Here is a 19,243-nt window from a genome sequence, read left to right on the forward strand (position 1 = left end):
CCAGAATGAGGGGTCGTGAGCACTGAGCCGTCCCCCGCCCCGCAGTCCGCCGACGACGGCGGCTCGCGCGGCGACCGCCGGGACCGACACGACGGCGGGACGCAGGCCGGGCAGCAGCGCCGCCAGCACACCGGCAAGGACGGTGGACGACGGCGGCGCGGCCGCGGGGCACGGAAGTCCGGCCCCACGGGTGGTCGCCAGAACGGCCGCGGACCGGCCCGGGTGAGCCGCGACCAGCTCGAACGGGCAGCCGCGGCGCGTGCCGCCGTCGTCGTCCCCGAGATCACGTACCCCGAGCAGCTCCCCGTCTCCGCGCGGCGCGAGGACATCGCCGCCGCGATCGAGACCCACCAGGTCGTGGTGGTCGCGGGCGAGACCGGCTCCGGCAAGACGACGCAGCTGCCCAAGATCCTGCTCGAGCTCGGACGCGGCCGGAAGGGTCAGATCGGGCACACGCAGCCGCGGCGCATCGCCGCGCGGTCCGTCGCCGAACGCGTCGCGGAGGAGCTGGGCACCGAGCTCGGCGGCGTCGTCGGCTACCAGGTGCGGTTCACCGACACCTCCAGCGCGGAGACGCTGGTCAAGGTGATGACGGACGGCATCCTGCTCGCGCAGATCCAGCGTGACCCGGAGCTGCTCGCCTACGACACGATCATCATCGACGAGGCGCACGAGCGGTCGCTCAACATCGACTTCCTGCTCGGCTACCTGTCCCGGCTGCTGCCGCGCCGCCCCGACCTCAAGCTGATCATCACCTCCGCGACGATCGACTCGGAGCGGTTCGCGGCGCACTTCTCGCCTGCTTCCCTGGCGCGTGGCGGCGGGGCGCCCGACGCCGTCGTCGGCGTCCTGCCGGACCATGCCCCCGTCGTCGAGGTCACCGGGCGGACCTACCCCGTCGAGATCCGGTACCGGCCGCTCTCCCCGGACACCGACCCGGACGCGCCCGCGAAGAAGAAGGGCGAGGAGAAGGACCTCGTCACCGGCATCGTCGAGGCCTGCGACGAGCTGATGCGCGAGGGTCCCGGCGACATCCTCGTGTTCCTCTCCGGCGAGCGCGAGATCCACGACGCCGCCGACGCCCTCGAAGGCCACCTCAAGGAACGCGTCCGCGACCCCAAGCACCCGCAGCACGTCGAGATCCTGCCGCTGTACTCTCGCCTGTCCGCCGCCGAGCAGCACCGCGTGTTCCAGCAGCACTCGTCGCGGCGGATCGTGCTGTCCACCAACGTCGCCGAGACGTCCCTGACCGTGCCCGGCATCCACTACGTCGTCGACCCCGGCACCGCCCGTATCTCGCGCTACTCCAAGGCGACCAAGGTGCAGCGCCTGCCGATCGAGCCCATCTCGCAGGCCTCCGCGAACCAGCGCTCCGGGCGCTCCGGGCGCGTGGCCGACGGCGTCGCGATCCGCCTCTACGCGCAGGCCGACTTCGAGAGCCGGCCCGAGTTCACCGAGCCCGAGATCCTGCGGACCTCGCTCGCGTCGGTGCTGCTGCAGATGATCTCCGTCGGCGTCGTCACCACGCCCGACGACGTCGCGAGGTTCCCGTTCGTCGAGCCTCCGGACACGCGGGCCGTGCGCGACGGCGTCCAGCTGCTCACCGAGCTCGGCGCGCTCAGCGTGCAGGGCGGCGAGACCCGGCTCACCGACGTCGGCCGCACCCTGGCGCAGCTCCCCATGGACCCGCGGCTCGCCCGTATGATCATCGAGGGCGCCAAGCACGGCGTCGCCCGCGAGGTCGCGATCATCGCCGCGGCGTTGTCCATCCAGGACCCGCGCGAGCGGCCCGCCGAGTCGCGGGCGCAGGCCGACCAGATGCACGCCCGGTTCACCGACCCGACGTCGGACTTCCTCACGTACCTGAACCTGTGGGAGTACCTGCGCACCCAGCAGCGCGCCATGGGGTCCTCGGCGTTCCGGCGCATGTGCCGGGCCGAGTACATCAACTTCCTGCGGGTGCGCGAGTGGCAGGACGTCGTCGCGCAGCTCCGGCAGATGTCCGGTCCGCTCGGCATCGACCTGTCGCGCCCCGCCCGGGCGGCGCAGCCCGCCGACCCGGAGAACCCCGACGACTGGCGGCACGCCTGGGACGGGGACACCGTGCACCGGTCACTGCTCGCCGGACTGCTCTCCCAGATCGGCATGCAGGAGACCAGCGAGGTCAAGGCGTCCTCCGTGGCGCACCTGCGCGGCGAGGCCCGCGCCCGGGCGCTGCGGCAGGCCGCCAAGCGCGCCCGCAACGAGTACCTCGGCGCACGCGGGGCACGGTTCGCCATCTTCCCCGGCTCGCCGCTGAGCAAGAAGCCGCCGGCGTGGATCATGGCGGGTGAGCTCGTCGAGACCTCCCGGTTGTGGGCGCGCGACGTCGCCCGCATCCAGCCCGAGTGGGCCGAGGAGCTCGCCGGCGACCTCGCCCGGCGCACCTACTCCGACCCGCACTGGTCCACCAAGCAGGGCGCCGCGATGGCGACCGAGAAGGTGCTGCTCTACGGCGTCCCCATCGTCGCGGACCGCAAGGTGCTGTTCGGGAAGATCGATCCGGTGGGTGCCCGAGACCTGTTCATCCGGCACGCCCTCGTCGAGGGCGCGTGGACCACCCACCACCGGTTCTTCGCCGAGAACCGGCGCCTGCTCGCCGAGGCCGAGGAGCTCGAGGCCCGCTCCCGCCAGCGCGGGCTCGTCGCGAGCGAGGACGACCTGTTCGCGTTCTACGACGAGCGCGTCCCGGCGTCCGTGGTCAGCGCCCGCCACTTCGACTCCTGGTGGAAGAAAGCCCGGCACGACGACCCCGACCTGCTGACCTTCACGCTCGACCAGCTCGTCGACGCCGCCGCCGTGGACACCACCGAGTTCCCCGAGACGTGGACGCAGGGCGACCTCACGCTGCCGCTGACCTACCAGTTCCAGCCCGGCAGCGCCGCCGACGGCGTCACCGTCCACGTCCCGCTGTCGATCCTCAACCGCGTGGTCCCCGACGGGTTCGACTGGATGGTCCCCGGCCTGCTCGACGAGCTCTGCGTCGCCACCATCCGCTCTCTGCCCAAGGCCGTGCGGCGCGAGCTGGTGCCCGCGCCCGACGTCGGGGCCGCCGTCGCGCACTGGCTGCGGGAGAACACGCCCGAGTGGTCGGACATGACGCGGGCGGGTGACATGGCGTCGCCGTTCCACGTCGAGTTCTCGCGCGCCGTGCGCGAGCTGCGCGACGTCGTGATCCCCGACGACGTGTGGGACGCCGAGCGCGTCGAGCGTCTGCCCGCGCACCTGCGGATGACGTTCCGCGTCGAGGACGCCTCGGGCGCGTCCGGTTCGGGCTCCGACGATGCCCGACGGCGGAAGCCCGGCAAGGGCCGTGGAAAGCGGTCCGGCCGGGCTGCGACGTCCCACGAGCCGGTGCCGCTCGACGAGTCGAAGGACCTGCTGTCGCTGCAGAAGCGGCTGGCGCCGCAGGCCGAGGCGGCGGTGCGGGCGGCTGTCAAGGGGGCTGTGGGGGTCGCACTTCAGGAGGCGGCGCGGGCTGCTTCTGGGTCTGGGCCGTCGGACCCGGAGGTTGGTGTGCCGCCTCGCTCACGGGCCCCAGGGGGCCCTCCGCTACGGCTTGACGGCGGCACACCAACCTCCGGGTCCGACGGCGATGGGTCCGCCGCCGCTGGTCGGCCCGGATCCGGCGGTCGCGCCGCCACCAGACAGGCAGTGGTGGCGGAGGAGACGGAGCTGTTGACCTGGCCTGGTGGTTTGGCTGGTGGGGGGTTGCCTCGGGTGGTGTCGACCGACGTGGGGGGCGGCGTCGTCGTGCGGGGGTATCCCGCGCTGGTCGAGGAGCGCGACCGCAAGGGTGCTCCCTCGGTGGCGCTGCGGGTGCTGGCCGACGCGGCGGCGCAGGACGCCGCGCACGAACGTGGCGTGCGGCGGCTGCTGCTCACCGAGACCGGGCTGGCGACGGCGCGCGTGACCTCGCGGTGGTCGTCGAAGCAGTCGCTGACGCTCGCGGCGGCACCGTACCGGAACACGGAGGCGCTGGTCGCCGACCTCCAGCTCGCCGCCGTGGTGGCGCTGACCAGTGCGGACGACGTGAAGGCACCGGGGACGCCGACCGGCGGACCGATTGCTGTACAGATCCGGGATGCGGAGTCGTACAAGGAGGCTGTCGCCTTCGTACGGCAGCACCTGGAGGACGAGGTGCACCGGATCGTCGGCCATGTGGTGGCTGCGCTCAGCGCGTGGCGGACCGTCGAGGGCGAGGTGCGGGCGTCGTCGTCCCTCGCCCTGCTGAACACGCTGCAGGACATCCGCGACCACGTGGCGGGCCTGGTCCACGACGGGTTCGTGTCCGCGACGCCACCACGGCGCGTGCCGCACCTGGTGCGCTACCTGCGGGCGGCGTCGTACCGCCTGGAGAAGGCGCAGTCGAACCCCCACCGGGACGCCGAGCTCGCGTGGAAGGTGCACGACGTCACCGAGGCGTACGAGCGAGCGCGGGCCGCGTACGCCGCCGGTGCGGCCGACTCGGCGCGGGCGGCCGAGCTCGCCGAGGTGCGCTGGCTGCTCGAGGAGCTGCGCGTGTCGCTGTTCGCGCAGCAGCTCGGCACCGACGGGGCGGTCTCCGAAAAGCGGATCCGCAAGATACTGAACCCCGGCGGTTGGTGATCCGGTCGATCGGCAGGCTCGGATCGGATCGGTAGTTCGTGACCAGATCGGCATTCGGCACTGCCGATCTGGTCACGAACTACCGATCCGATCCGCACGGGAACTGCCCGCACTTCCTATCAATGTCGCCGCGACGACGTCCCGGATCTCCTGGTCGCTGAACTGGTGGTCGCGTGCAAGGGTGACGAACCGTTCCGCCGCCTCCGCGACGGCGGCGCGTTCGAGTGTCGGGCCAGGGGACGTCACCACCGTGCCCACTCGTCGCCGGGTGCTGACCAGCCCAGCGCCCTCCAGATCCCGGTAGGTGCGTGACACCGTGGCGGCGGCGATGCCGAGGTCGTTCGCGAGCGCACGGACGGTCGGCAACCGCTCCCCGTCGGCGAGCGCACCTGCGGCGATGAGCGCAGCTAGCTGGGAGCGGAGCTGTTCGTAGTGCGGCGTCGACGAGTCGACGTCGATACGGACGGCGACGCTCATGAGGGGACCCCTGCGCGCTCCGCTCCGACAAGCACGTCCGGGGCCGGGTCACGAGAGGGCCAGCAGGCTGCCGCCACTGCGGCGACGGCCAACGACAGCCCGAGCAGAATCCCGGCGCCGCCCGCGATGATGTATCCCTCGCTCACCTCCGGACGAGGCCCGACCCCCATGGGGCCGACGTTCCCCAGCCAGAGCAACGACCGGCCGCCGATCACCACCAGGCCTGCCACGGTGAGGCCGATGACGAGCTGCACCCCACCCAGTGCACGGCGGGTCGTCCGGCGACGGAGCCACAGGTCCCATCCCGGGTCCACGCCGGACGCGGCAGGGCGCACAGCGACGAGACGCAGCACGAGCTCGGTGCAAGCCACGACGAGGATCCCGGCCGCGAGCACCGGGCCGGCCCACTCCCACCCCGGGAAGATCCGGACGGTGAAGGCCTTGTCGTCACCGAAGACCCTCGCGATGTGACGAGGCCCGCTGGCCATCAGCCCGAAGACAACTGTCACGACAGCGAGCGCGCCGAGCCAGCCCCAGACGAGTCGTCGCGCCAACGGGGGCGCGACGCGCGCGGGCGTGCGCGCCGTGAGCCGGGCCTCGCGACGTCCGCCCTCCGGTCGGGGCCAGGTCAGCTCGCCGACGGCGTAGACAGCGAGGAAGATCAGGAGCGACGCAAGGGGGGTCCCGGAGATCTGGGGCCCGCCGAGGCCCATCTGGAACAGGTGGTGGGGATACAGGACGACGAAAGCGTTCACGAGGAGCAGGAGCACGCCGGCGATCCCGCTGGTCAGCGTCGCGCGCCTGGCGGCCCGGCGAGCAGCCATCGAAGCGAGCCGTGCGAGTCCGCGCAACTCCCGCCAAACCAGGACGGCCGGCACCGCCACGCACGCCCCCAGGGCGCCCGCCCTTATCGCTTCGTCGAGAACCATCGTTCGCCTCCGCCTTGAGATCATTGACTGCAATCAATGTTCATTGAATCGCAGTGGAATGTCAAGGAGGTGACGGAGGTCGAGCATGATGACGCGAGGCCGGTCGGCAGCTCCGGCCCGGATCGGGCGCTTCAGCTGCCGAACGGATCTGCACGTGCCAAACTCACGACCTAGCCGGCGGGCACCAGCTCGCGCGGCGGCACGACCGCCCCGTCACGGACCACCCGGTCGCCCAGCGGCGCGTCCAGCTCGACGACGAACGGCGTCGCCGGGTTGGACGGGCACGTGTGGTTGCCGCCCCGCGGGGCGACGCCGACGACCAGGTCCACCACGTCGCTGGACTCGGTCAGCTCAGCCAGAACGACCCGGCCCTCCGCATCCTCGCCGCTGTTGCACGCGCGCTCGGTCACGAGCAGGTGGATCTCGGTCGCCGCGGCACCGGCCGGATGGTCCGGGTCCAGCGCGATGCCCGCCGCGCCGAAGGACTCGATCAGCTCCCGCGGACCGAGGCTGAGCGCGCAGGTGCCGGCGGAGCGCAGGACCCACTCCGGGTCCGCGGCCTCGCCGGCATGGTCGATCGCGAGGAGCTCGTGGGTGGGGACGTCGCCGCCGCCGAGATCCTCTGGCACGTCCAGCTCTCGCAGCAGTGCGACACGCTCCGGGGACTCCGTGACGATCGCCCACTCGGAGGGGTCGATCGGCGGGACCTCAGCGCCGTCCAAGGCGGCTCGGTTCTCGACGCCCAGGTCTTCCGCCGCCGGGAGATCCTCGATCGACGACTCGACGACGTCGTACGGAATCGGTTCGCCGTTGCAGGTGAGCTCCTCGGCAGGGCCTTCCGCCGGCCCGCCGGTCACCCGCGGCGACGACAGCTCGCCGCCTGCCCCGCACCCGGCCGCGAGCGCCGCCGTCGCGGCCGCGGCGACGAGACCACGCGTGCGCACTCCGCTCCTCATGCCCTGACTGTGTGCTCGGCCGCAGCCGTCTTGCACGCCCGGGTACCGCCGTCGGACGCCGCTCCCCCGGTGAGCGCGTGATGAGATCCTCGGGTTGCCCCGCACCCGAGCCCAGGAGACACCTCGATGCTCGACACGCTCCGCGACCTGCTCTGGCTCACGCCGACGGAGGCGCTCGCCGTCGTCCTCGCGACGACCGGGATGTACGTCGCGCTGATGATCCTGGTCCGCGTGATCGGGCAGCGGATGCTCGGGGCGATGTCGAACTACGACCTGGTGGCGGTCATCGCGTTCGGCGCGATCCTGGGACGTGCGGCGCTCGGGGACGCGGCGGTGCTGGGTGGCGGGCTCGTCGCCCTCCTGACCCTCATCGTGCTGCAGTCGGTCGCGGGGGCGCTGATCGTGCGGCCGCTCGGCGCCCGGGCGATCACGACCGCCCCCATCGTGCTCATGGCCGACGGACAGGTCCTCGCCCAGCAGCTGCGGCGCGCCCACGTCGCCTCGAGCGAGCTCGCCTCCCGGCTGCGCCTCGCCGGCGTCCACCGGTACGACGACGTCGCGGTCGCCCTGCTCGAACCCACGGGCGCGATCAGTGTGCTCCGCCGCGGAACCCCCGTCGATGCGGAGCTGCTCGACGGCGCAGTCGGTGCGGAGCTCGTCCCGCAGCACCTGCTGGCGTCCCGAGCCGGGGACGCGTGATCTCGTCGTCAGTTCGTGTTCAGGCCGGCAGTCCGGACTGCCGGCCTGAACACGAACTGACGATCTGATCGGCGCGCCTCAGGGTGACCCGGGGTCGAATCCGGGGGTCACCGGATACCGAGGTACCGCCGTCGTGCCTAGCGTGGAAGCATGAGCAACCCTCAGACGATCCAGCAGCCCCGCAAGCTCTACCGGCCGGGCAACGGCCGCGTGTTCGGCGGCGTGTGCGCCGGCATCGCCGACTACTTCGGCTGGAGCCGCGGCCTCGTCCGGCTCCTGACGGCGCTGTCCATCCTCATCCCCGGCCCGCAGGTCCTGGCGTACATCGTGTTCTGGATCCTCATGCCGGACGAGCGCAAGGTCTACGGGGCCTGACCACCACTACCTCGGCGATGGGCGGTACTACCTCGCGCGGAGCGCTACTGGCTCGCGAGCGGAGGGAGCCGGGCCGTCCGCTGGAGGAACCCGGCGTGCCGCCCCATGCTGGACGGATGGAGATCACCGCCGAGACCGGCGACCTGACTCGTGCCGACACCGACGCCGTCGTCAACGCGGCGAACTCGTCCCTGCTCGGCGGGGGCGGCGTCGACGGCGCGATCCACGCGGCCGCCGGTCCCGAGCTCCTGGAGGCGTGCCGCGAGCTGCGGCGCACGGTCCTGCCGGACGGTCTGCCGGTCGGCGACGCCGTCGCGACGCCCGGGTTCGACCTCCCGGCCCGCTGGGTGATCCACACCGTGGGCCCGAACCGGCACGCGGGCGAGACCGATCCCGCGCTGCTCGCCTCGTGCTTCACCCGCTCGCTCGACGTCGCCGCCGAGGTCGGCGCCCGCAGCGTCGCCTTCCCTGCCGTGAGCGCCGGCGTCTACGGCTGGGCGGCCGACGACGTCGCGCGGGTCGCGGTCGAGGCGGTCCGCGCGTGGGGCGCACCGGGAGACGCACCGGTGCGCTCGGTGCGCTTCGTGCTCTTCCACCGGTCCCTCCTGGACGCTTTCGAGGCGGCCCTGGGCTGACCGGGCGGCCACCGGACCTCCGCCAGATCTTCGCCGGTTCGGACGATTCAGCCGTGGCGCCGATTCGTTGCCCGTGAAAACATGCGCAGCATCGCGCAGGGGGCCTGACGAGACAAATGGGGAGCACACGTGCGACGAGCAGTCATCACCGGGATCGGGGCGGTCACGCCCCTCGGCCTGACAGCGACCGAGACCTGGACCAGCCTGCGCGGCGGCGCGAACGGCGTGACGACGCTCAAGGAACCCTGGGCCGACGATCTTCCCGTGCACGTCGCGGCCCGTGTGGACGACGTCTTCGCCGACGCGCTGCAGGTGCGCGAGGTCCGGCGCACCGATCGCGTCGCACAGCTCACCCTGGTCGCCGGCCGGGCCGCGTGGGCCGACGCCGGCAGCCCGGACGTGGAGCCGGAGCGGCTGGGCGTCGCGGTCGGCACCGCCAACGGCGGCTACGGCACCACGCTGGCCCAGCACACGCTCCTCGACGAGCGCGGTCATCGGGGCGTGTCACCGCACGCCGTGACGATGGTGATGGCGAACAGCCCGGCGGCGTGGCTGTCCATCGACCTCGGCGCCAAGGCCGGCGCCCGTGCTCCCGTGACGGCCTGCGCGGCCGGCTCCGAGGCGATCGGGATGGGCCGCCAGGCGATCCTCGCCGACGAGGCGGACGTGTACGTCTGCGGGGGCGTGGAGGCGAGCGTCCTCGACCTGGTGATCTCGGCGTTCTCCCGGGCCCGGGCCATGTCATCGCGCACGGACTGCCCGGAGACCGCCTCGCGTCCGTTCGACGTGACCCGCGACGGGTTCGTCATGGGTGAGGGCAGCGCGATGGTCGTCCTGGAGGAGGAGTCGCACGCCCGGGCCCGCGGCGCCACGATCCTCAGCGCGGTGGAGGGCTTCTCGCTCACCTCGGACGCGCACGACATCGTCGGCGGCGAGCCCGTGAACCAGGCCCGCACGATCGACCTCGCGCTGCGCTCGGCGCGGGTGACGCCGTCCGACGTCGGGCTGGTGCACGCCCATGCGACGTCTACGCCGTCGGGCGACCTCAACGAGGCGCGGGCGCTGCGCTCCGTCGGGGTCACGGCGCCGGTGACGGCCACCAAGGGTGCGACCGGCCACCTGCTCGGCGGCTCCGGACCGCTCGGGGTGCTGGCCGCGCTCGGAGCGATGCGGGACGGGGTCGTGCCGCCCACGCTGCACACCTCCACGCTGGACCCGGAGGTGGACCTGGACCTCGTCACCGAGGCGCGGCCGACGACGGCGGAGGTCGCCCTGATCGACGCGTTCGGCTTCGGGGGTCACTCGGCCGCACTGGTGCTGACCCGCTCCTGACCACCACCCACCCACACGCCCACACGCCGAGCGTCCGGGTTCGGTACGGTTCAGCGTCTCGAACCGTACCGAACCCGGACGTTCGGCACCGAGAGAGGTTAGTCGGTCAGCTGCCAGGGGCCCCACGGCGAGTCGCCGGGGGTCTGGTTGCGGGTCCACAACTGGGCCTCGTAGGTGGCGCCGTCGTGCTCCACGACGTCACCGGCCACGAAGATCCGCGACGGCGTCCAGACGGCCGTCCCGTCCGAGGTCTCGGCGATCTCCTGCCACGACCCCCACGGCGACGACCCCGGCTCGGCATCACGCGTCCACCACGTCGCCTCGAAGACCGCACCCTCGTGCATCACCCGGTCACCCGCGGTGTACACCGTCGAGGCGTCCCACACCGGGTGCTCCGGTGCGCAGTCCTCGATCTCGACGACCAGCTGGGCGCGACCCTTGAAGATCGCCTCCCAGTCGCCCGTGATCTCCAGCTCGGTGCCGTCGGCCGGCCAGGCGCGCACCACGTAGGTACCCGCGTCGACCTCGCCGGCCGGCACGTAGCCGCCCGCCGCGCCGTCGACCCACTCCTTGAGCACGTACCGCTGCACGCCCTCGACCGGGACTCCCTCGATCGAACCCGACGAGCCTGCCTCGCAGTCCGGCTGCGTGACCGACACCTCCGGCGTCGCGGTCGCAGGACCGGTCTCCGCCGGCGTCAGCGTCCAGAACCGGTCGGCGGTCTCCTCGTCGGTCGCCGTGGTCGTGCCGCCCGAACCCTGCCCGACGGTGACCGTGGCGTCGAGACCGTTGCCCGAGGAGTCGACCACGGTCGAGCCGCCGTCCGGCTCGTCGAACGCGTAGCTGACCACGTCACCGTCAGCCGGCTGCCCCTCGGCCAGCTCGGCGATCTCGGCGGCGGACAGCGCACGGCTGTAGATCGCGACGTCGTCCAGTGCGCCGTCGAACGCCGGGTCAGAGCCGTACTGCGACCTCCCGAGCCAGTTGCGTCCGTTCGTCGCCCCCAGGTCGGCGGGCGAGATGGTGATCTGGTCGTTGGTGACGACCGCCTCACCGTCGATGTACAGCGTGCCGGTCGTGCCGGACACGGTGACTGCCACCTGCGTCCACTCGTCGAGAGGAAGGTTCTGCCCCGGGTAGTCGAGGCGCTGCTCTCCTCCGGCACCGCTCGTGGTGATGACGAAGCGCGGCCCGCTGCCGGCGTTGAGGGTGAGGAACATGCTCGAGCCCGAGCCTGAGCCGATGTCGAACACCCGGGCCCAGGTCGGCAACGCGGACGGGTTCACCCAGGTGGAGATCGACCAGTCGCCGTCGAGCCCGTCGACGACGCCGTCCGGCACCGTGACGTAGGAGTCGGTTCCGCACAGGTCGAGCGCCGTCCCGAACTGACCCGGCTGCCGCGGCCCGTCGGGCGTGCAGTTCGACGTCGGGGCCCCGTCGGTCCACTGGACCACGGCTGCACCCGGCTCGGTGCTCATCTGGTCGACGCCGACGGTCAGGCCGGTCGCATAGTTGGCGAGCCGGACGTTGCCCTGGCCGTCGGGGACGAGCTGCCACAGCTGGTTCTCGCTCCCGTCCTCCTCCTGGAGGACGGTGGGTGCGCCGTTGCCGGTCGCCCCCGGCTGCGCGCCGAGGAGCAGTCCGCTGGCGGTGTCGGCGACGGTGTAGAGGCCCGAGCCGGCGGCACGGATCTCCCACTTGCTGCCCTCGCCAGCTGCGGACTGGACGGCACCGCCGTCATCCGAACCGAGGGGCAGGCCGGAGTGGACGTTGTCGAGGGTGTACGTCCCCGCTAGGTTCTCGGTCTCCCCGGCCTCGGACACGACGACGTGGTAGCCGTAGTTCGGATTCATCACGACCGGGACGGTGATGGATCCGTCCTCGCCGACGGAGTAGGTCGTGTCCGAGATGGTGATCGGTCCTGCGGTGGGCGTGGTCCTGCCGTAGGACGGCGTGACCTCCAGCTTCACGTTCACGTCGTCGCCGAGAGCGAGCTGGTCCAGTCCGTTGACCTCGATCGAGGTCGGGCCGCTGTTGCCGCCCGCGATGACCCGCACCTCGTCCTTCGCGTCGTTCACCGACGCCGCACCGTCCAGCGGGCTCTCGTTCGACGGCGGCGTCGTGGTGACCATGTTCCCGGTCATGTCGGCGTACCAGGTGTACAGCCAGTAGGCGCCGTTGGGTGCGCCACCGCGCTCGACCAGCAGGTCGCCCAGCGTCCCGGACTGGTTCCAGAAGGCGAGCTCGGCGCGGTCGATGCCGAACCGCTCGAACTTGGAGATGTACCCGACAAGTGGTCCGGGCAAGCCCACCTCCTGCGGGGAGGCGTACTCCGCGATGTCGATCGGCAGATCGGGCAGGCTCAGCTCGTCGAGCATGGCACGCACCGACTCCACGTCACCCTTGGTCTTCGACGACCGGATCAGCTCGTGCCACTCGAGCACGTCGGGGACGGTATCCGTCTCCTTCGCGAACTCGAGGAACTGGCGCATGTCGGAGATGTTGTCCGAGAAGCTCGGGCCCTGGATCGGGACGTCCGGTCCCAGCTCCTCGCGCAGTACGTCGTAGCTGAACTCCCACAGCTCCTCGAAGGTACCGTTCTCCTCCAGCCAGGTGTGGTCCGACTCGTTCCACGGGGCGTAGGCCACGATGTTGGTCGCACCCGACGCCTCGACGTCTGCCACGACATCCCGGATGACGTCCTCCCAGGCCTTGCGGTCCTCGGTGTTCTCCCAGCTGAACTGGTATGGCCAGCCGGGGTAGTAGTCCACGATCCGCACAACGATCCCGGCGTCGTGCCGCGCGGCGGTCTGCCACACGTCGAGGGTGTCGCCCGTCGGCTGCTGGCGACCACCCGGCGGCATCTGGACGAACGTGTTCGGCTTGATCGGGGCGATGAGGTCGTCGGACGGCACGCCCTCGTCGGCGATGCCGTACAGGGACCCCGTCGCCACGTGGGACACCTCACGGAACGGCTGGTCGGCCTCGACGACCAGCGTGGACTCCGGGCCCGGCTCGGCCGCCGCCGTCGTCGTGCTCACTGCGGCGCCCACGGTGCCCAGGGCCACGACGCTCACAGCCGTCATCGCCGTCATAGCGATCCGGCGGCGTCGAGCCTCCGGCACCGGTGATCTTCTCTTCAGAGACATCTTCGTACTCCTCGTTCATGGCGGAAGGCACCGCGTCGTGCCTTCCGCGGACGTCAACGTGCGAGTCTCGCGGATCTCGCCCCGGGGCCGCCCGGGGCGTCGTGCTCCCTCCCTTCGTCGACCTCACGCTGTCGAACCGGTTCGCTTCGGGTCGTCCCTCCTTCCTCAGGTGTTGCTGCTGGTCCGTCCGACGAGATGCGTCAGCGCGCCGTCGCGCAGGAACACCGGTACGACGTCGAGCGGCGCGTCGACGACGACGGTCGCGCCGCCGTCGTGCACCTCACCGGTCGCGGCGTCGGTCCACGACGCCCCGGCGGGCAGGTAGACCTCCCGCTCCCGGGCACCGGCCTCCAGCACCGGCGCCACCAGGACGTCGGGCCCGAGCAGGAACTGGTCGTCGACGTCCCAGGCGGCGGCATCGTCGGGGAACTCGTGGAACAGGCCGCGCATGGCGGGCTGACCGTCGAGGTGCGCGGCGCGCATCACCTCGCGCACGTAGGGGCGGAGCGTCTCGCGCAGGTGCACGTAGCGTTCCAGGACGCCGTACACCTCGTCGCCGAAGCTCCACAGCTCGTTCGGTCCGCCCGAGCGGAGCCGTCGCGACCCGTCGGCCGCGGTGACCTCCTCGTACGGCAGCCGGTCGCCGTGCAGCCGCATCACCGGGCAGAACGCCCCGAACTGGAACCAGCGCACCATCAGCTCCCGGAAGCCGGGGTCGCTCACGTCCCCGGCGTGGAACCCACCGATGTCCGTGGTGAACCACGGGATCCCGGCGACCCCCATGTGGATGCCCGCGGTGACCTGGCGCGTCAGGTCCTGCCAGGTCGAGGAGATGTCTCCCGACCACACGAGCGCCCCGTACCGCTGGCTGCCGGCCCACGCGCACCGCAGCAGGTTCACCACGTCGGTCTCGCCGTCGGCGGCCTGCCCCTCGAAGAACGCCCGCGCGAAGGCCTGCGGGTACAGGTTGCCCACCCGCTGGTAGGGGCCGAGGTGCGTGCGGTAGGCGTCGTAGTCGTAGACGCCGAGCTCGGGTTCGGCCTCGTCCAACCAGAACGTGCGGATGCCGTGCTCGCCGTAGTTGCGCCGGCAGGTCTCCCACAGCCACTCGCGGGCCTGGGGGTTCAGCACGTCGAGGAACACGCTCGGCCCCTCGAAGGACATCTGGACGTCGAGCCCGCGATCGGCGCGCACCAGCAGGTTGTGCTGCCGCAGGTACGCGAAGTTCTCCGAGGACAGCGCCACCTGCGGCCACACGGACACCATGAGCTCGACGCCGAGCTCGTCCAGCTCAGCCACCATCGCGGCCGGGTCCGGCCAGAACTCCTCTTCGAAGCGGTAGTCGCCCATGTGCGGCCAGTGGAAGAAGTCCGCGACGATCACGTCCAACGGCAGGCCCCGACGGCGGTGCTCGCGCGCCACCTCGAGCAGCTGCTCCTGGTTCCAGTAGCGCAGCTTGCACTGCCAGAACCCCAGGCCGCGCTCCGGCATCATCGGGGCGTGGCCGGTGGCGTCGGCATAGTTCCGCGAGATCGCGGCCGGGGTCGCCCCCGCCGTCACCCAGTAGTCGAGCTGTCGCGTGGACTCCGCGTGCCACTCGGTGCGGTTGCGCGCGAACGTCGCCCGCCCGATCGCCGGGTCGTGCCACAGGAACCCGTAGCCCGCGCTGGACACCACGAACGGTACCGACGCCTGCGAGTTGCGGTGCGCCAGCTCGAACGTGGATCCCTTGAGGTCCAGGACGTGCTGCTGGTACTGCCCCATGCCGGCCAGGTGCTCGTCCGGGTCCGCCTCGAACGCCGCGGTCAGCGTGTGCCCGTCTTCGCCGAGCCGCGGCCGGAAGGACCGGGCCCGCAGGTCCAGGGAGCCGCCCCGGTCCAGCTCGCGGAACAGCAGCCGCCCGTCGGCGTCGTAGAACGCGAGGTCGCACCGGAAGACGTCGTAGCCCACCGGTTCGTGGAACCACGACGACGTCGTGAGCTCGACCCGCACCGCACCGTTGACGAGCGTCGCGCCGTCCGTCCGCACCTCGGTCCGCACCTCGGCGTGCGCGGCCGGGTCCGGGGGCAGCAGCGCCCAGTCGGTGTCCTCGACGTCGCCCATGACGGTGGCGCGCACGCGGACCGAGTCACGGCCCCAGGGCTCGACGACGAGGACCTCGCCGCCGCCGCGCCAGACGAGGCGGGTGCCGTCGGCGTGGACGTGCGGAGCGGGGTGCTGGGTCACGGTCACCGTGCCCCTCCTTCCGGGACGAAGACGCGCATGGTCGACGGGCCGCGTTCGGCCCACCGGTGGTACGGCACGAGCGGGACGTCGAACGTGTCCGGCGTGCCGCCGTCGGGCAGGGGCAGGAGCGGGCCGGAGGTGAACGGCGGCGTCCCCGTGCCGCCGTCGGGCAGCGGGCCGGTGCGCGCCCGCACGAGCGCGCCGTCCGCGTGCGCACGCGGCGCGGCCGCGACGTCGAGGCGGACGCTCTCCAGCGAGACCCCGTCCGGGAGGTCGACGGACTCCAGGCACAGCACGAGCGGTCCGCGCTCGACGGCGACCGTGCCGCGGGCGGCGTCCACCCGCGGGTCCGGCCAGGTCAGCCGCGGCCCGACGGGCAGCTCGAGGACGACGACGTCGCCCGCCGCGAGCGCCCCGGGCACCTCCACCCAGCCGGGGGCCGGGCGGGACGCGGTGCCGGACGCCGCGGTGAGCGACGCGCCGTCGGCCCAGTGCGGCACCCGCAGGCGCAGGGACACGGGCTCCGAGGGGAGGTCGACGACCTCGATGCGCACCGTCCCGGTCGTGGGGTAGCCGGTGTCGACGCGCAGCGCGAGCGCGCCGTCACCCACCGCCACCCGGACGTCGCCCGCGGCGTACTGGGCGAGCGTGACGACCGCCGCGCCGTCGGCACCCGGTCCGGTCTCGGCCGGGCCACCGACGTCGTCGACGAACGCCGCGTAGGTGTGCCAGGAGGCGAGGGTGCGCGCCACGTTGGTGGGGCAGCACGACACGTCGAACCAGGGCGCACGGGCACCGCCCTCGGCGCGCGGGTTCACGGCGTCCGGCTGCATGGGGGCGCCCTCCTCGCGCTGCTGCAGCGGGTTGGCGTAGAAGAACGCGCGGCCGTCGGTCCGTGGCGAGGTGGCGACCACGTTGAAGAACGTGCGCTCGATGAGGTCGGCGTACCGGACGTCGTCCGTGGCGAGCAGGAGGCGCCACGACACCATGACGGACGCGATGCCGGCGCACGTCTCGCAGTAGGCACGGTCCGGCGGCAGCTCGAAGTCGTCGCCGAAACCCTCGTCCTGGTGGCGCGACCCCATCCCCCCGGTGAGGTACGTGCGGCGCTCTACCGTGCGCGTCCACTGCCGCTCGACGGCGGCGCGCAGGGCGTCGTCACCGGTGTCGACGGCGACGTCCACCGCCCCGGCCGCGAGGTACAGCGCACGCACCGCGTGGCCGCGCCACACGTCGGCCTCGCGCACCGGGACGTCGTCCTGGAAGTACGCGGGGCTGAGCAGCGCGATCGGGGCGAGGGTGCCGCGCCCGCGGCGCTCGACGAACAGGCGGGCCTGCTCCGTGTACCGCGGCTCGTCCAGCGCGCGGCCCAGCTCGGCGAGCCCGAGCTCGATCTCCGGGTGCCCGCAGATCCCCTGGCGGCCGTCGAGCCCGAACTCCCGGCAGACCTGGTCGGCCGCACGGCGTGCGACGTCGACCAGGAGGTCCTGGCCGTGGGTGCGCACCCGGGCGACGGCCGCCTGCAGCAGGTGACCGGTGCAGTACAGCTCGTGCCCGGTCGACAGGTCGGACCAGCGCGCCGGCTGGTTCCCGTGCCCGTAGCAGGTGTTGAGGTAGCCGTCGTCGTCCTGCGCCGCGGCCACGCGCGCCACGACCTTCGTCCACAGGGCCTCGGCGGCGGGGTCGGCGGTGCGGCCCAGCTCCCACGCCGCCGCCTCGAGGAGCTTGTAGACCTCGGAGTCGGAGAACTGCCAGCCGGGGCGCGGGACACCCGGCGTCCCGGCTGTTCCGTCGGTGACTCGGTCGAAGTTGGCGAGCCAGCCGAGCCGTTCCATCCAGTCGAGGCAGTGCTGCAGCGTGGCGCGGGCGTTCGTCTCCTGGAGCTCTCCCCAGAATCCGCCGTCCAGCGCCAGCTCGCCGATGCCGAGGCCGCGGCGGCTCCCGCCGGGCGCCACCGGACGGGCGCGCACGCCGCTGCTGATGAGGGTGTCTGTCACGTCGATGTCCTTCAGTCCTTGACGGCACCGGCGGTCACACCGGCCGCCACGTAGCGCTGGGCGACGACGAGGAGGATCGACGCCGGGATCGAGGCGACGACGGCGGTCGCCATGATCGCGTTCCACTGCGTGGTGTTGTTGCCGATGTAGTGGTAGATGCTGAGCGTGATCGGGATGAGATCGCCGTTGCGGTTGAGCGTCGAGGCGAAGATGAAGTCCGACCACGCCCACAGGAACGCGAACAGCGACACGGTGAGGATCGAGTTGCGGCTCATCGGCAGCACGATCGCCACGAACGTGCGCCACGCGCCGGCGCCGTCGACGCGGGCGGCCTGGAGCAGCTCGCGCGGGATGCCCGACATGAACGCCGTGAAGAGCAGCACCCCGAACGGCACCGCGATGGTCGAGTCCGCCACGATCAGCCCCGGGACCGTGTTGAGCAGCCCGAGGTTGTTGTAGACGGCGTAGAAGCCCATCGCCATGACGACGGCGGGGATCATCTGGGCGACCAGCAGCAGGAAGTTCAGCGTGCGCCCGCCCCGCAGGTGCAGCAGCGCCAGCGCGTACCCGGCCGGGGCGGCGATCACCACGGTGAGCACGACCGAACCCAGACCGATGAGGAGGCTGGTGCCCAGCGCCGGCAGCTGCTGGGCGAACACCGCCTCGTAGCCCTCGAACGTGGGGTCCCACGGGAACCAGTGCGGCGGGTCGGCCCGCAGGTCACGCGTCTCCGTGAAGGAGACGTTCACCATCCAGTAGACCGGGAACAGCATCAACGCGGTGAAGAGGACGCCCAGGGCGGTCTTCCACCAGACCTTGCGCTCCGTCATGACGAGGCCTCCTGTCGGTGCTGGAGGCGCAGGTGCAGGAACCCGAACACCAGCGCGATGACGATGAGCAGGTTGCCGACGGCGGCGGCGGGCGAGAAGTCGGGCTGTCCCGTGCCGAAGGCCTCGCGGTAGGACCAGATGGCGAGCGTCGTGGACGCGTCACCCGGCCCACCGGTCGTCATCACCCAGATCACGTCGACGACCTTCAGGGTGTAGATCAGCCCCAGCAGGATCGTGATCGCCGAGACCGGCCGCAGCAGCGGGAACGTGATCGACCAGAACTGCCGCCAGGGGCCGGCGCCGTCGAGCGACGCGGCCTCGTAGACCTCCCCCGGGATGTTCTGCAGGCCCGAGTAGAGGATCACCAGGTTGAACGGGATGCCCAGCCAGATGTTCGCGATCGTCACCGACAGCAGCGCCGTGTCCGGGGAGGTGAGCCAGTTGATCTGCTCGCCGCCGAACGCGGTGATCACCGAGTTGACGATGCCGTTCTCGCTGTTGAGCATCCAGGCCCAGGTGGAGGCCGACACGATGAGCGGCAGCAGCCACGGCACGAGGAACATCGCCCGCAGGGTGCTGGAGAGCCGGAAGCTCGACCGGAAGAACACGGCCAGCGCCAGGCCGATCGTGAACTGGAAGGCGATCGACCCGAACGTGAACACGGCGGTGTTCCACAGGGCCGTCGGGAACGTCGAGGAGCTGAAGACGTCGGCGTAGTTCTGCAGCCCGACGAACTCGGCGTCGCCCTGCACGAACGCACGGATCGTGTAGTCGTGCACGGACAGGTCGATGTTGCGCCACAACGGGTAGGCGTAGAAGAGCACGAGGTACACCAGGAGCGGTGCGGCGAAGCCGACCGCGGCCCACTGGCTCGAGCTCAGCGTCCGTCGGCGACGGCCGCCGGGCGGCGTGGCGGGCGTGGTGCCCGCCACGCCGCGCGGTGCTCCGCGCGACCCGACGTCGGCCGGGGTGCTGGTCATGAGAGGTCCTT

The 19,243-nt window shown here is 72.0% G+C and carries 13 protein-coding genes; 5 read left to right on the top strand and 8 right to left on the bottom strand.

What is annotated here, in order from left to right; genetic code table 11:
- The first annotated feature begins 15 nt into the window (after positions 1-15).
- Complete coding sequence (gene hrpA / locus ACWAT2_RS08200) at positions 16-4,647, top strand: ATP-dependent RNA helicase HrpA (RefSeq protein WP_402374712.1); 4,632 nt, start codon at positions 16-18, stop codon at positions 4,645-4,647.
- Positions 4,648-4,719: 72 nt separating this feature from the next.
- Here hrpA and ACWAT2_RS08205 read toward each other — a convergent pair whose 3' ends face one another.
- The 3 genes from ACWAT2_RS08205 to ACWAT2_RS08215 form a co-directional block, all read right to left on the bottom strand.
- Positions 4,720-5,124 carry a GntR family transcriptional regulator gene (locus ACWAT2_RS08205; protein WP_402374714.1) on the bottom strand — a complete coding sequence of 135 codons (405 nt, stop codon included), beginning with the start codon at positions 5,122-5,124 and terminating at the stop codon, positions 4,720-4,722.
- Positions 5,121-5,948 (bottom strand): hypothetical protein, encoded by an 828-nt coding sequence (locus ACWAT2_RS08210; protein WP_402374716.1) that lies wholly within the window; start codon positions 5,946-5,948, stop codon positions 5,121-5,123. Before ACWAT2_RS08210 ends, ACWAT2_RS08205 begins: the two co-directional genes overlap by 4 nt.
- A gap of 275 nt (positions 5,949-6,223) precedes the next feature.
- Positions 6,224-7,009, bottom strand: a complete 786-nt coding sequence (locus ACWAT2_RS08215; RefSeq protein ID WP_402374718.1) for a hypothetical protein — start codon at positions 7,007-7,009, stop codon at positions 6,224-6,226.
- A 126-nt stretch (positions 7,010-7,135) separates the two neighbouring features.
- On the opposite strand from ACWAT2_RS08215, the gene ACWAT2_RS08220 reads away from it, so the two are divergent.
- The 4 genes from ACWAT2_RS08220 to ACWAT2_RS08235 all read left to right on the top strand — a co-directional run bounded on the left by ACWAT2_RS08220 (position 7,136) and on the right by ACWAT2_RS08235 (position 10,050).
- A complete protein-coding gene (locus tag ACWAT2_RS08220; RefSeq protein WP_402374720.1) occupies positions 7,136-7,708 on the top strand; it encodes a DUF421 domain-containing protein in 573 nt (190 codons plus the stop codon).
- A 150-nt stretch (positions 7,709-7,858) separates the two neighbouring features.
- Entirely contained in the window at positions 7,859-8,083 is a 225-nt protein-coding gene (locus ACWAT2_RS08225) for a PspC domain-containing protein (RefSeq protein WP_402374722.1), read from the top strand.
- 116 nt (positions 8,084-8,199) lie between these two features.
- Positions 8,200-8,718 (top strand): O-acetyl-ADP-ribose deacetylase, encoded by a 519-nt coding sequence (locus tag ACWAT2_RS08230; protein ID WP_402374724.1) that lies wholly within the window; start codon positions 8,200-8,202, stop codon positions 8,716-8,718.
- 129 nt (positions 8,719-8,847) lie between these two features.
- Positions 8,848-10,050, top strand: a complete 1,203-nt coding sequence (locus ACWAT2_RS08235) for a beta-ketoacyl-[acyl-carrier-protein] synthase family protein (RefSeq protein WP_402374726.1) — start codon at positions 8,848-8,850, stop codon at positions 10,048-10,050.
- 98 nt (positions 10,051-10,148) lie between these two features.
- On the opposite strand, the gene ACWAT2_RS08240 is transcribed toward ACWAT2_RS08235, so the two are convergent.
- From ACWAT2_RS08240 to ACWAT2_RS08260, 5 genes are all read right to left on the bottom strand, one after another.
- Complete coding sequence (locus ACWAT2_RS08240; protein ID WP_402374728.1) at positions 10,149-13,127, bottom strand: LamG-like jellyroll fold domain-containing protein; 2,979 nt, start codon at positions 13,125-13,127, stop codon at positions 10,149-10,151.
- 237 nt (positions 13,128-13,364) lie between these two features.
- A complete protein-coding gene (locus ACWAT2_RS08245; protein WP_402374730.1) occupies positions 13,365-15,431 on the bottom strand; it encodes a glycoside hydrolase family 31 protein in 2,067 nt (688 codons plus the stop codon).
- Positions 15,428-17,422, bottom strand: a complete 1,995-nt coding sequence (locus ACWAT2_RS08250) for a glycoside hydrolase family 127 protein (protein ID WP_402374732.1) — start codon at positions 17,420-17,422, stop codon at positions 15,428-15,430. Before ACWAT2_RS08250 ends, ACWAT2_RS08245 begins: the two co-directional genes overlap by 4 nt.
- 11 nt (positions 17,423-17,433) lie before the next feature.
- A complete protein-coding gene (locus tag ACWAT2_RS08255; protein WP_402374734.1) occupies positions 17,434-18,252 on the bottom strand; it encodes a carbohydrate ABC transporter permease in 819 nt (272 codons plus the stop codon).
- Positions 18,249-19,232, bottom strand: a complete 984-nt coding sequence (locus ACWAT2_RS08260) for a carbohydrate ABC transporter permease (protein ID WP_402374736.1) — start codon at positions 19,230-19,232, stop codon at positions 18,249-18,251. The genes ACWAT2_RS08255 and ACWAT2_RS08260 overlap by 4 nt, the downstream gene beginning before the upstream one ends.
- Positions 19,233-19,243 lie beyond the last annotated feature (11 nt).

The organism is Isoptericola sp. GX10416 (assembly GCF_056590155.1).